The sequence below is a fragment of the Streptomyces sp. NPDC004629 genome (assembly GCF_042873595.1).
GTDB lineage: Bacteria > Actinomycetota > Actinomycetes > Streptomycetales > Streptomycetaceae > Streptomyces.
In genome coordinates, this window is the sequence record NZ_JBIALO010000008.1 from 167,477 (window position 1) to 179,996 (window position 12,520).

11 protein-coding genes are annotated in these 12,520 nt (G+C 68.7%); 1 reads left to right on the top strand and 10 read right to left on the bottom strand.

Translation table 11 applies throughout. The features are described 5' to 3' along the window. Positions 1-258: 258 nt before the first annotated feature. The 4 genes from ACFYTE_RS14500 to ACFYTE_RS14515 form a co-directional block, all read right to left on the bottom strand. Entirely contained in the window at positions 259-2,157 is a 1,899-nt protein-coding gene (locus ACFYTE_RS14500; protein WP_388709399.1) for an NAD(P)-binding protein, read from the bottom strand. 241 nt (positions 2,158-2,398) lie between these two features. Continuing rightward, positions 2,399-3,280 carry a sugar kinase gene (locus tag ACFYTE_RS14505; protein ID WP_388709400.1) on the bottom strand — a complete coding sequence of 294 codons (882 nt, stop codon included), beginning with the start codon at positions 3,278-3,280 and terminating at the stop codon, positions 2,399-2,401. Between the two features lie 52 nt (positions 3,281-3,332). Further along, positions 3,333-4,229, bottom strand: a complete 897-nt coding sequence (locus ACFYTE_RS14510; RefSeq protein ID WP_388709402.1) for a dihydrodipicolinate synthase family protein — start codon at positions 4,227-4,229, stop codon at positions 3,333-3,335. A 4-nt stretch (positions 4,230-4,233) separates the two neighbouring features. Continuing rightward, positions 4,234-5,403 carry a mandelate racemase/muconate lactonizing enzyme family protein gene (locus tag ACFYTE_RS14515; protein ID WP_388709404.1) on the bottom strand — a complete coding sequence of 390 codons (1,170 nt, stop codon included), beginning with the start codon at positions 5,401-5,403 and terminating at the stop codon, positions 4,234-4,236. Positions 5,404-5,665: 262 nt separating this feature from the next. On the opposite strand from ACFYTE_RS14515, the gene ACFYTE_RS14520 reads away from it, so the two are divergent. Continuing rightward, entirely contained in the window at positions 5,666-6,490 is an 825-nt protein-coding gene (locus ACFYTE_RS14520; RefSeq protein WP_388709406.1) for an IclR family transcriptional regulator, read from the top strand. Positions 6,491-6,636: 146 nt separating this feature from the next. Here the strand turns inward: ACFYTE_RS14520 and ACFYTE_RS14525 are convergent, their stop codons facing one another. The 6 genes from ACFYTE_RS14525 to ACFYTE_RS14550 form a co-directional block, all read right to left on the bottom strand. Further along, the gene (locus tag ACFYTE_RS14525; protein ID WP_388709408.1) at positions 6,637-7,641 is read right to left on the bottom strand and encodes a DUF4862 family protein; all 1,005 of its coding nucleotides are present in this window, start codon (positions 7,639-7,641) and stop codon (positions 6,637-6,639) included. Further along, a complete protein-coding gene (locus tag ACFYTE_RS14530; RefSeq protein WP_388709410.1) occupies positions 7,605-8,327 on the bottom strand; it encodes an SDR family NAD(P)-dependent oxidoreductase in 723 nt (240 codons plus the stop codon). The genes ACFYTE_RS14525 and ACFYTE_RS14530 overlap by 37 nt, the downstream gene beginning before the upstream one ends. Positions 8,328-8,542: 215 nt before the next feature. Then, positions 8,543-9,370 carry an IclR family transcriptional regulator gene (locus tag ACFYTE_RS14535; RefSeq protein WP_388709412.1) on the bottom strand — a complete coding sequence of 276 codons (828 nt, stop codon included), beginning with the start codon at positions 9,368-9,370 and terminating at the stop codon, positions 8,543-8,545. Between the two features lie 51 nt (positions 9,371-9,421). Then, a complete protein-coding gene (locus ACFYTE_RS14540; RefSeq protein WP_388709414.1) occupies positions 9,422-10,723 on the bottom strand; it encodes an ABC transporter substrate-binding protein in 1,302 nt (433 codons plus the stop codon). A gap of 41 nt (positions 10,724-10,764) precedes the next feature. After that, positions 10,765-11,631 carry a carbohydrate ABC transporter permease gene (locus ACFYTE_RS14545; protein WP_388709416.1) on the bottom strand — a complete coding sequence of 289 codons (867 nt, stop codon included), beginning with the start codon at positions 11,629-11,631 and terminating at the stop codon, positions 10,765-10,767. Beyond that, positions 11,628-12,464 (bottom strand): carbohydrate ABC transporter permease, encoded by an 837-nt coding sequence (locus ACFYTE_RS14550; protein ID WP_388709418.1) that lies wholly within the window; start codon positions 12,462-12,464, stop codon positions 11,628-11,630. Before ACFYTE_RS14550 ends, ACFYTE_RS14545 begins: the two co-directional genes overlap by 4 nt. Positions 12,465-12,520 lie beyond the last annotated feature (56 nt).

A 12,520-nucleotide genomic window follows, 5' to 3' on the forward strand; every position in this document is an offset into this window, starting at 1 on the left:
CGCGACGAGGCCGCGGTCACCGGCTGAGGGAAGGAGATCTGGCCCCGCGTGGAGACGCCGCGGCGGCGCTCGGGGCCTGGCTGTGCTACGAGGACGAAGCCGTCTACTTGATGACGCCGCCCACCAGCCGATGGTGTCGGCGAAGACGCCGGCCCTGCCGGGTCAGCTCCGCTGCCGGCTTGCGGGGCCCTCTTCCCGCCCGGCACTGCCGGGCGGGAAGAAACGCCTCACCTGCCGCAGGACACAGATGACACCAGGTCAGACGAGATCGGACACCGCTCGGTACGCGGCATCGAAGGCGGCATGCGTGTAGCCGAACGCCTGCGCATCGGAGTTGGCGATGGCGATCCGGCCGACAGGCCTACGGGCTTTCACATAGGGCCGCTCCGACTCAGGCCGGAACAGGTCAGGATCATCAAGGGAGTTGTACTCGTACGCGTAGCCGTGCGCCCACCGGTTGACGGTGATCGCGGTGATGTCGCGGGCCGGGTCGAAGCCGTGATCGGCGAGAGAGCGGGCCATCGAGTCGCGGATCTCACGCTCGAAGTCCTCGAAGGGCATCCTGATCAGCTGTCGGCGGCCGGCCTTGTGCTGCTCGCGGCAGACCAGGCCGGGGGAATGGGGAGTGGCCGACAGGGAGACCACGGTGGGCAGTTCGGGCCGGTGCGGCATCGTGAAGTCGCCGATCTCGGTGACCGTCGGCAGGCCGAAGCCGCTGAAGAAGCCGGAGGGCGTACTGACGCGGGAGACCCGGGCCGCGGCGAACGGCCGCCAGTCCTTCAGCGCGACCCGCGCGTACACCAAGGGCACCTTGACGCCGTAGCGCATCGCGGTGATCTGTTCCTTGGGCAGTTCGGGGACGAGGTAGGAGGTGACGGAGTTCCAGCAGGCCATGACAGCGCCCTTGGCCTTCACCCGGTAGCTGCGGCCGCCCTTCGAGTAGGCGACGACCACGCCGTGCCGACCGTCATTGCGTACCTCGAACGCCGTGCTGGACAGCCGGACGCGGACTCGGTTGCCTGGATGGTCGAGTCTGCTGTAGTCGGCCTTTGCGGTGACGATCTCCTGCCAGTCGGGGTGGCGCACATCGAAGGCGTGCGGGACGAGCTTGCTGACGAGCAGGCGGGCGATCGACGCGTTGCCCTCGGGGAAGTAGAAGTTGCCGTCTTCCTCGGTTTCCTTCAGGTGCATCAACGGCGTGAAGCCGGCGCCCGGCCACGGAGCGTTGGTGAGTCCGAGTCCCCCGAAACCCGGCTGCCCGGTGGCCCACGCGTCGGCCGCGGCAACCCGGTCGACGTTGACGCCCCACAGGCCGTTCGTGCCGCGCTTGACGATCTCCAGGGCGTCGTCGTCCAGGCCGATCTTTTCCCGCAGGTAGGTCTCGTACGGAGTGCGCGCGAGGATCTCCTTTTTCTGGGCGTCGGTCAGGCCGGGGTAGAAGTCCTCGGTCGTGGTGCGCAGGCGCACCAGGGCCGACCGGCTTGCCTCGCTCATCGGCAGCTTGGCGACGTACGACGCCCAGGACTCCCCCGGTTCTTGGGTCACCAGATGGTCCTTGCCCCACCGTTCGGCGGTGAACAGGGTGGCGCTGCGCAGGGAGTAGGGAGCGTAGGCGTTGCTCTTGACCGTGGCTTCAAGGGCCTTGAGGTCGACACCGAGATCCTTGGTCAGCAGGTCGCGGGCCTCGCGCGACCAGGTGCTGGGAGTGTCGATGTTGACGGTGCCGCCGTTGGACAGCAGCAGGGTGCGGCCGACGTGGAACTCGTTGCGCCGGGCATGCCCGCCGAAGTCGTCCAGGGCGTCCAGGATCAGGACGCGGGCGCTGGGGCCTGCGTGTTTGCGGTAGAGGTAGGCCGCCGCGAGACCGCTGAGGCCGCCACCGACCACCACCAGGTCGTAGGACTCGTGGGTGTCGCTAATGTGCCCTGACTCGAAGTCGCCGTCGCGGACGGCGTGCGCTACCTCGTAGGCGCCCGGCTGCTGCCCTCTCAGTCCGGTCTGGGTAGGCGGGTACGGTGCGTTCCGGTGGTGCCGGCCGTGGCCGTGTGCGGCGGGCGCGGCCTGCGCGGCGCCCGGCAGGACCGTGGCGGCCGCCACCCCGGCCGCAGTGACTGCCACGCCGTCCAGGAAGTCGCGGCGTGTGATCTTCTGTCCCATGCCGAGCTCTTGATCGCTGAATCTGGGCATGCGATACCCCCACAGTGGTTTGCGGATTTCGGAGATCGAGCACGTGATCGGTACGGTAACCAGTCATGGACGCGCCGTAAAGAACGTATTCCGTTGACAGTGGCCATTTGACTGCGGAATTCGTATGCTCAACGAGCGCTGGAAGAAGGCTTGTCGACGGCGTTCCAGCCCCGTCAGCGTCTGGTCCGCGAAGGCCTCGTCGAACCACTGTTCACAGCTCGCCTCCCGCCACGAAGTCGCCCATGCCGCTGAGCGCACGCGCAGCCACCGCATGCCCCCGGCTCAGGCATTCCGCGGGCGCCGAATCCCGCAGCAGGCCGGAGAGATAGCCGGCGGCGAAGGCGTCTCCGGCACCCACCGGCTCCACGACCTCCGCATGCGGCGCTGGCACGAACGTCTCCCGCCCGCCGGCGAACTCGGTGGCACCGACGGCGCCGTCCTTGACCACCAGCCGAGCCGCGCCGATCAGGTCCCGCACCGCACGCGGTGTTCCCGCGCCCCACAGCGTCTCGGCCTCGTCCTGGCCGACGAACACGATGTCAGCTCGCCCGGACAACTCCAGCAGGACGGGGGCCGCCTCGGCGACGGGCCACAGGCCCGGCCGGTAGTTCACGTCGAACGAGACCGGCAGCTCCCGGTCCAGCACCGCATCCGTCAAATCGTAGCAGGACAGCGAAAGCGCGGGCGTGATCCCGGTGAGGTGCACGAGCGGCACTTCGTCCAACGGCAGCCCCGCAAGGTCGGCGACGGACAGACGCGATGCGGCCGAACCGCTGCGGTAGTAGAGGACACGTGTGGCACCGTCGCCGGGGTCCTTGAAGTAGACGCCGGTCGGCGCCCTGTCATCGAGGCGGACGTGGCTCACATCCACGCCCTGCCGAGTCAGCAGCGTGACGATGCGTCGACCGAACGGGTCGTCACCGACGCGGCTCGCCCATGCCGCACGGTGACCCAGATCGGCGAGGTACAACGCCACGGTCGACTCGGCCCCACCGACGTCCAGCCGCAGGCCCATCGCTTCGTCCAACGGCTCGGGCGCCGCCGGGGTGACCATGGCCATGGTCTCGCCGAGGCACAGCACCTCCGTCCTCACAGCAGGCGCCCCGTACGCGCATCGCCCGTGCCGGCGATCATCCCGCTGCGCCTCATCGTTGGCCCCCCTGCCAGGCCGGCAGGGCGAGCTCGTCAAGGATCTCGTTCAGTGCCTTCGCCGTCACCGGGTCCAGCCGGCGGGCGGGCAGGCGTACCGCCGCGGAGGCGATGACGCCTCTGCGGCGCAGGACCTCCTTGTGCACGGCCCATGCCTGCCCGGGGCGGACCCCGATGTGGATCAACGGCAGGATCCGGGTGAATGCCGCCCGAGCCTCGGCTCGCCGCCCGGCCGCGAGGCCGTCGAGGATCGGACGCAGCAGGTCGGTGAACTCGCAGGCCGGCATGGTTCCGGCCGAGCCGTTGTCGTACTCCTCGATCAGCGCCTGCGCGTTCTGCCCGCCGAGCACCGCGAGGCCGGTGTCCTTCAGGGCAGCGATCTTCGGCGGTGTCGGCGGAGCCTCGACCTTGATCGAGGTGATGCCGTGGACGCCGGCCAGCTCCGCGACGGTCGACACGTCGATCGCGGTTCCCGTCACACCAGGCGCGTCCTGGATCATCACGGGTGTACCACCGCGCTCGGCGACCTCGCCGAAGAAGTCGGCGACCTGCCCCGGAGCCGGCTTGACCAGGTACGGAGGCAGGACCATGACCTGGTCCGCCCCGGCGGCGGCCCGGACCTGTTCCAGAGCGCCGACCGTGCTCGTAGCGTTGACGCCGGCCACGATCGGCACGTCAGGACCGGCGACCGTGCGCACCTCACGCAGGATCACATCCCGTTCCCCGGCGGTGAGCGCGAAACCCTCGCTGGCCATGCCGAACACGGCCAGCCCGTCCGCGCCCGAGGCCAGCTCGAACTCCACGAGCGAGCGCAATGACGGCACGTCAAGCGCGCCCGCGTCGGTGAACGGGGTGGCCAGGATCGGAATGAGTCCGGTGGGGGTGCCGGGCATGGATTCAGCTCTCCTTCGCGAGGGCGATGACGCGCTCGGCGTCGACATCGACGCCGAGGCCGGGGCCGGTCGGCACAGCGAAGCCGGTGGGCCCCTCGACCAGTGGCGTGCGCAGGATGCTCTGCGCCATGGGAACGGTGTCGGGTTGGTACTCGAAGAAGAGGGTGTCGGCGCCGGCAGCCGACACGTGGATACCCGCTGCGAGGGAGATACCCAGGCCCACCGAGTGATGACAGGCGATGGGCACGTGGTGGCAGGACGCCAGCTCCACGATCGACACCGCCTCGGTGATACCGGTGCGCGCGACATCGGGTTGCGCAAGCCTGAGGGCGCGCCGGTCGAGCCAGTCGGCGAACTCGTACCGGTTGCGCATCGCCTCGCCGACCGCCACCGGCGTAGTGATCCGGCTGACGAGTTCCGTGTGTCCCGCGACGTCCTCGGGGACGAGGGGCGCCTCGAAGAACAGCGCGTGACGGCGGTCCAGTTCCTGGCCCAGCTCGATGGCCTCGCCGATCGAATAGGCCCAGTGCGCGTCGACCGCGATCCTCATCGAAGGCGCCGCGGCGGCCACCGCGTCGAAGGTGGCGAGGTCGGCCTCGACGCCCTTGCCGAGAGCGAGCTTGACATGGGTCGCTCCCTTCTCGACCCACTGCGCGGCGAGCGCGGCCCGCTCGGGATCGGTGGGGCGTGGCAGCCCGGAGATGTACACGGGGACGCTCTTTGCGTGCGCGCCGCCGAGGAGCTGCACGACGGACAGCCCGGTGAGCTTGCCGTAGAGGTCCCACAGCGCGATGTCCACCGCGGCGAGCGCGTCGGCCTGGTGCCCGACGAGGTGCCCGCGTTCCCGCATGAGGTCGCGCAAGCCGTACCACAGGGGTCGGACCCCCTTCAGTTCGCGTCCCTTCAGCCAGTTGGCGAGCAGCCGGTCGACCACGGCCGCGGAGATCTCCGGGCCGACCGGGGCAAGCGCCTCGCCCCAGCCTTCGGTGCCGTCGTCGGCGGTGATGCGGACGAGCATCGTCTCGTAGCGACCGGAGTAAAGGCTGCGCCATGGGTCGCGTACGGCGTAACCCTGTTCCTCGTCTGCCTCATCGTCGTTTCCGAGCTTGCCGAGATAGGCCTGCGGCCCCGACAGCTTCAGTACGTAGGTCTGCACGTTGGCGATGCGCAACATCAGGTGCCCCTCCGGGAACAGTAGAGCGATCCGAGGCCATCTTTGCATGCCTATTACACGATGTGCAATGAGTCTTCAGATAGTTCGAACGCTCCCCAGCTTTCGGTCAGCGGCATCGACGCGGCGGCCTACCGGCGGCGTTGACCTTCGGCCGCGGGGCCGACCGGGCTTCGACGGGCTCCGGTACCCTGGTAGCACCATTTGAACGATGGATTCACAACATGGATGACCGGCGAACCCAGAGCCGGAAGAGGAGGGGTACGTGGCCGCCGAATCGGGCGCGGGGACAGGTACGGGAACACAGGCTGTCGAACGCGCACTGTCGCTCCTGACATGCTTCTCCGCCGAGGAGAGCGAGCTGCGCAGTTCGGAGCTGTCCCTCATGACGGGCTTGGGTCAATCGACGGTGTCCCGCATGGTCTCCACCCTCGAACGGCTCGGGTTCGTCGTGCAGGACGACCGCACCGGCCTGTACCGGCTGGGTCCCACGGCGGTCACCCTGGGATCGGTCGCGCTCAACAGCTCCGCAGTCTTCCGCGCAGGACGCCAGACCTTGCAGAACCTGGCTCAGGCCACCGCCCTCGGAGCGAACCTCGCCGAACTCAACGGCTCCACGTTGTTCTACCTCTGCAACTTCGAAGGCAGCACGGCCCCCAAGTCGTTCACCATGGCGGGGCGATCGGCACCGCTGCATGCCACCGGTCTGGGAAAGGTGATCCTTTCCGGCCAGTCGGAGGAGTTCGTCCACGAGTACTTCAAGCGCGGCCTCGCCCACTCGTACACACCGCGCACCATCACCCGGCTCGACGAGATGATCGCCGCTCTGGACGAGGTCCGTAACCGCGGCTACGCCACCGAGGTCGAGGAACTCGCATTCGGCCGTGCCTGCCTGGCCGCGCCCATCCGCGGGCACGCCGGGGACGTGGTGGCCGCGCTCTCGGTCAGTGGCCCCCTGTCGGCGATCGACCTGCGCCAACGGCAGCAGGAGCTGGGGTTGCGTGCCATCGAGGCCGCCGACGAAATCTCCGTGGCCCTCGGGTACACGGCATCCGTCGTCGGCGGGAAACGGCACATCGCACGTATCTGAGCGCGTACCCGGGGTGGTTCGCACCGCCCCTCATGGCCGCCCCCGGACCTGCGGCTCATCGGCAGGGCCCCGCGCGGAACGCGGGCCCCGCCCGGCCTTCGCCCCCCCCGGAAGGTCATGAACGCGTTGCTCCGTTGGCGGGGCTGTCAGCCCTGCCGGAGCGAGGGAAGCCCGGAGACGAGGCGGCGCGGGAGCGCGTCCAGGGAGGCGCGGACCACCGCCACTCGTTCTTCCCATGCCGCGGTTCTGGGACGGACGGCGAACTTGGCGCCGTACAACCAGGCGGCTGATGCCTCGTCCATCGCCGCGCGGGCCCGCGCAGGAGTCAGCAGAGAGTCGGTGAGGCCAGACGGGGTCGCCACGGGGAGGTGGGCATCCGCCCAAGGTTCGCCGTAGAGGGTCTCGTTCGCCGAAACACCGGAGAAGACCAGCCCCGCGAGGCGGCCGGCCGATGCCGCGGCCCGCAGGTGTTTCACGGCGCCGGCCGCGCTTCGTTCCTCAAGGACGGACCTGCCCCAGTTGACGACGAGCCCCATCCCGTCATCGCCGGCGGCCTCGACAGCCCGCAGCTCTCCTGTCAGGGGGAGATACCCCTTGGCGGGAGAGTGGCCGGGACGCCGCGCATCGCAGTGCTCCACCAGAAGCCGTGCCCCGCTCCAATCCCACGACGCGATCTCGGCGAGGGATCGGGCGAAGGCGTCCACGTCTCCCGCGCCCGGTGCGGAATGCACCAGAACGGCAGGCACCGTACCGGGACCCCGCCGCTGCGTCAGCCCGCGTACGGCGTCGCGCATCTGCCGATGGGCCGCGACAGCGGCGGCCCGTCCGGATTCATCCGACGAGGCGAGTCCGAACGTCGGGTCCTCGCTCGCCCTGGCCACGGTAGCGGGCAGGGCGGTGACAACCACCCGCCAGTGAGGTGGCACACGGGGAGGGAGCCGAAGTGCGCCCTGTCCGTCCGGCCCGGCAGCGAAGGGCACTTCGAGCCCGCCGATGTCAGGCATGCGGGCCAACTGCCGGTAGAACTCCTGTCGTTCACCGGCAACAGCGGGTTCGGCGGCGTACGCCCCGAGGATGTACCCGGGCACCCCTGTTCGCCTCACGCGGTCCCCGGTCACAGGAATCGCTCCCGCAGATCCGGCCGGAGCCACGCCGCAGGTGAGGAGATTCCCAGCCCGCCGTCGACGGGCACGACCACTCCGGTCACGAAACCGGCGTCCGGCGAAGCCAGGAACACGGTCACCGATGCGACTTCCTCGGGCGTGCCAACACGTCTCAAGGGGTAGCCCTCGGTGACGAACGGCAGGTCCTCGTTGCCGATCATGCCGGGGGCCACGGCGTTGACCCGCACCCCGACCGGTCCGTACTCCAGCGCGAGCTGCCGGACCAGCCCCTCCAGTCCCGCCTTGGCCGCCGCGTAGCCGGGCAGCCCGGGCGCTGCCCGAGTCGCGTTCACCGAACCGACTGCCACGACGGACGATCCGTGACCGAGATGGGGAAGCGCCGCACGGCTGACGTAGAAGGCGCTGTCGAGGGTCGCGCCGATGGCGGAGCGCCACTGTTCGTCGCTGGCGTGTGCGGCGGCGGCGACCGGCATGACGGCCGCCGCGAGAACGACCACGTCGAGCCGTCCCAGAACCGAGAGAGCCGACGCGACGGCCGAGTCCGCCCCGGTGGGCGCAGAACAGTCCACTGCGAGGTGCTCGGTGAAGGAATCGTCCTCGGCGTGATCCAACGACGCCCCGACGACGCGCGCTCCCTGCTGGACGAAGGCGCGGGCGATCGCCCTTCCGATGGGGCTGCTCGCACCGGTGATGAGAACGCCGCGGTCGGTCATGCCCGTACCTGCCCATCGAGGGGGGCGGAGTTCAGGCCGAGGGGTGGAGCGCCGCCTTCAGCAGGCTTCATGGGACCTCGCTTCGTTGAAATGACTGAACGGCGCACCAGAGCACACCCACGGGAGGATCCACCCAGCTCAGGGTGGGGCATTCGCCGGGGGAAGCAGGCAACACTCGTGGCGCGACTCGATGGCGCATGGTTCGCTCGTGGCTCTCAGTTGGCGTTCTGATGGACGTGTACGGCGTGCGGGGGCCCGGCGGTCGGGGTCGGCACGTAGCCGAGTGCCACAGAGATCTCGTCGACCGCCTCGATCAGGCGCGAGCCCAGTAGCTGCTGGCGCCTCGGCAGGTCGATGGCGGACAGCGGGCCGCTGATCGACAGCGCGGCGATCACCTCGCCGGTACGCCCGCGGATCGGCGCTGCCAAGCAGGCCCGGCCGAAGGCCAGTTCTTCGACCTCGGTGGCGTAGCCGCGGTCGCGGATCTCCGTCAGGGCCGTGGTCATGTCCTCCGGCCGCGTGATGGTGTGCGGGGTGAACGCCGTGGCCAGCTCGCTCCTGAAGTAGTCGCGGACGAACTCCGCGGACCGGCCGGAAAGGACTGCCTTGCCCAGGCCGGTTGCGTGCAGCGGGGCCGAACGTCCCGCCATGGTGAAGGACTTGGGCGAGCCGGTGCCCTCGAAGTTGCAGAGGTAGAACAAGGCGCGGCCGTTGAGCTCGGCGAGGTTGACTCCGAGGTTGGTCACCTGGGCCAGGTGCTGCGCGATCTGGCGCCCCGCCCGGTAGACCACCGAGCTGTTGAGCGCGACCGAGCCCAGGGTGACCGCCATGGGGCCGAGCCGGTACAGACCGGTGCGGGGATTCTGCACGACGAACCCGAGCCGGTCGAGGGTCGACATCATGCGGGACACCGTCGACTGCCCCAGGCCGGTCTTGGCACACAGTTCGGAACTCCGCAGCTCGTTGGTCGTACCGGAGAAGCAGGACAACAGCGATATGGCACGTTCGATGGCCTGTGTTCCCGCGCCCGTTTCGACGGCCACGCCTCACTCCTCATACGTCGTCGTGCGGCTCTCTGACGCCGCGTGCCGTGGTCACTGCTTCTGGTCGAGCTTCTGCTGCACCTGCCTGCGCAGGTCGTTCAGCCCGCGCTGCACCCCCACCTGTCCGGCGAGGATGCTCGCGATGCCCTCCCCTATGGTCGTGTCGATCAGGGCGGCGGTGGCGAGCTTGTCCCACGCGGCGGCGCGGGACTTCTCGGAGACCGCACCACGGAACGCGGTCTGGAACTTGTCGTCGGCCAGCCCCGGGATCTGCGAGGCGACCTTCTTGTCCGCAGGCGGCGTCGCAGACTGCTTGTACAGCGCGGTTTCCGCGCCGACATCGGTGGCGACGTAGCGGATGAAGTCCTTGCTGGTCTTCTCGCCCTTGCCGGCGCTGCAGAAGAGTCCGCCGCCCCACCAGCGGTTGCAGGAGGGCTTGCCGTCGACGTGCGGTCGCTCCAGGGCAGTGATGTTGGCCCTCAGCTCGGTGGACCCGCCGTTGGTCTTGAGGAAGGTGTCGGCCAGCGGGGCGTCGTCGTACATGGCGGTCTGGCCGCGGGCGAAGAGGATACGCGCGTCGCTGCGGGCGACACCGGCCTTGATCAGGCCCTCATCCAGCAGTTGCTTGTACCAGGTCATCGCCGCGACGCTCTCGGCGTCGCCGATGGTGCACTTCAGGTCGGGGGTGACGACCGGGCTGCCCCACACCCACATCCAGTGCACGGCGTCCTTGAGGTCGGGGTTCTTGGTGACGGCGGCGTACGGGATGGTGTCGGGGTCCTGCTTCTTGACCGCTGCGAGCGCGTCGGCGAACTCGTCGGTGGACATCCCCTGGCGCAGGTCGAACTCCGCCGCGAGGCGGCCGTCCGCGACGAGGCCGATGCCGGCGGACACGGTGGGGACCACGTACAGCTTGCCGTTCAGTCTGAACGAGTCGAGCACGTCGTGCGGCACATCCATCCCCCGGACGAGGTCGGAGACATCAGCGAGGACGCCCGTCGGTACCAGCGCCTGCCACGAGCCCTGGCCCACACCGGCGAAGTTGCCGGATCTCGCCGCGAGGACGAGCTGGGTCGATGCCTGGTCGTAGGGGTAGACGACCGGCTTGATCTTGTGGCCCGACTTTCTCTCCCATCCGTGGATGACCGTCTCCCAGGCACCTTTCTGGGCCTCCTCGCCCAGGACGTTCGAGTAGAAGTTGATCGTGTCGCTCTCGGTCGCCGCGCCGGCGGTGCCCGTGGGGGTGGTCGAGCAGCCGGTGGCGGCGAGCAGGCCGACTGCGCCCAGGGCTCCCGTTCCGGCGAGGAAGCCGCGTCGGGACAGCGCAGGGTGGATGGGACGGTCGTTGTTCATTGCGACTCCACTGGCGGAAGTGGGCGAGGGGAATGTGCGGGTCAGCCCTTTACCGCGCCGGCGGCGATGCCGGAGACGAAGAAGCGCTGAAGCAGGATGAAGATCACGGCCAGCGGGACGGACGTGATCACGGACGAGGCCATCAACGACGGCCAGTCGGCGCTGCCTTCGTGGATGAAGGCGGACGCGAGACCGGCGGGCAGTGTCTGCTTGTCGGGGCCTGCCAGCGTCAGTGCGAAGAGCAGGTCGCTCCAGCCGCGCATGAAGGCGAACATGCCTGCGGTGACGAGGCCCGGCAGGGTCAGGGGAAGGACGATCCGGAAACAGATGGCCAGGTTCGACAACCCGTCGACCTTTCCGGCCTCGATGATCTCGTCCGGCAGGGCGTCGATGATGCCCTTGAGCAGGAAGACCGTGAGGGGGAGGGTGAACGTGGTGAACGCGATGATCAGGCCCACATAGGTGTAGAGGATCCCCGCAGAACTGAACATCAGGTAGAGCGAGACGAGCAGGAGGGCTCCCGGGATCAGCTGTCCCACCAGGAACATGACCATGATCATGTTCCTGCCGCGGTAACGGAACTTCGACAGCGAGTAGGCCATGAACCCGGACGCGACCACGGACACGAGTGCGGTTCCCGCCGAGACGATCGCCGAGTTGGCCAGGTTGTGCAGCAGGGCGCTGTTACCGAAGAACGAGGTGAAGTGGTCCAGCGTGGGGTTCACCGGAAACAGCGGACGGTTCCGGGCGAACACGTCGTCGCGCTTCATGAACGCGGTGGCCACCAGCCAGTAGACCGGCAACAGTCCGAACAGGCACAGAACGGTCAATCCGAGCTTGCCCCCGATGCCCAGAGGCGGCAGCACGATGTTCTCGCCCACATCCCTGGAGCGACGCGGAGTGGTCATGATCGTGACTCCAGCTTGCGGTTGAGAAGGAAGTAGCCGGCGCAGATCACCGAGAGGGCCACCAGCCACAAGACACCCATGGCCGCGGCCTTGCCGAGTTCGAACGACGTGAACGCGTACTGGTAAAGACTCACGGCGAGGGTCATGGTCGAGGTGCCGGGGCCACCGCCGGTCATCACGAAGATCGTGTCGAAGCTGCCGAAGTTGTAGATGAACTCCAGCAGGCTCACCAGGGCCACCGGGCCGATGATGTGCGGGAACACGACATAACGGAACCGCCCGAAGCGGGACGCGCCGTCGATCGACGCAGCCTCGATCTGTTCCTTGGGCAGAGTCTGCAGGACCGCCAGGGCCACCACCATCACCCACGGGAACGCGTTCCACGTCTTGGCGACGACCACCGCGAGCATGGCGGTGCTGGGCCGGCCCAGGAAGTTGACCTGTGGCAGGCCGGCCATGTCGAGCATGTGGTCGACAACGCCGTAACTGTCATTGAAGATCCAGGCCCAGAGGAAGGAGACGACCACGCCGGGCAGCAGCCACGGCAGCATGAGCAGGCCCCGCAGCAGGTTTCGGCCGCGGAGCCTGCTGTTGAGCAGCATCGCCAGCGAGACCCCGACCAGGACGGGCCCCAGGGTGGCCAGCACGGAGTACACCAGCGTCGTGCCCAGACGGCTGATGAACGCAGGCCAGACATCGGCGTAGTTGTCCAGGCCGACGAAGGACCGCTCCGCCCGCAAAAGTGATTGGTCGAACAGGCTCGTCCACGCACTCGCCACCAGCGGATAGATCGCGACGACCAGGAAGAGAGTGACGGCCGGCAGCGCGAGCATGAAGCCGAACGTCCTGTCGCGCGTACCGAGCGCGCTCCTCCCCCTCGAACGGGAAG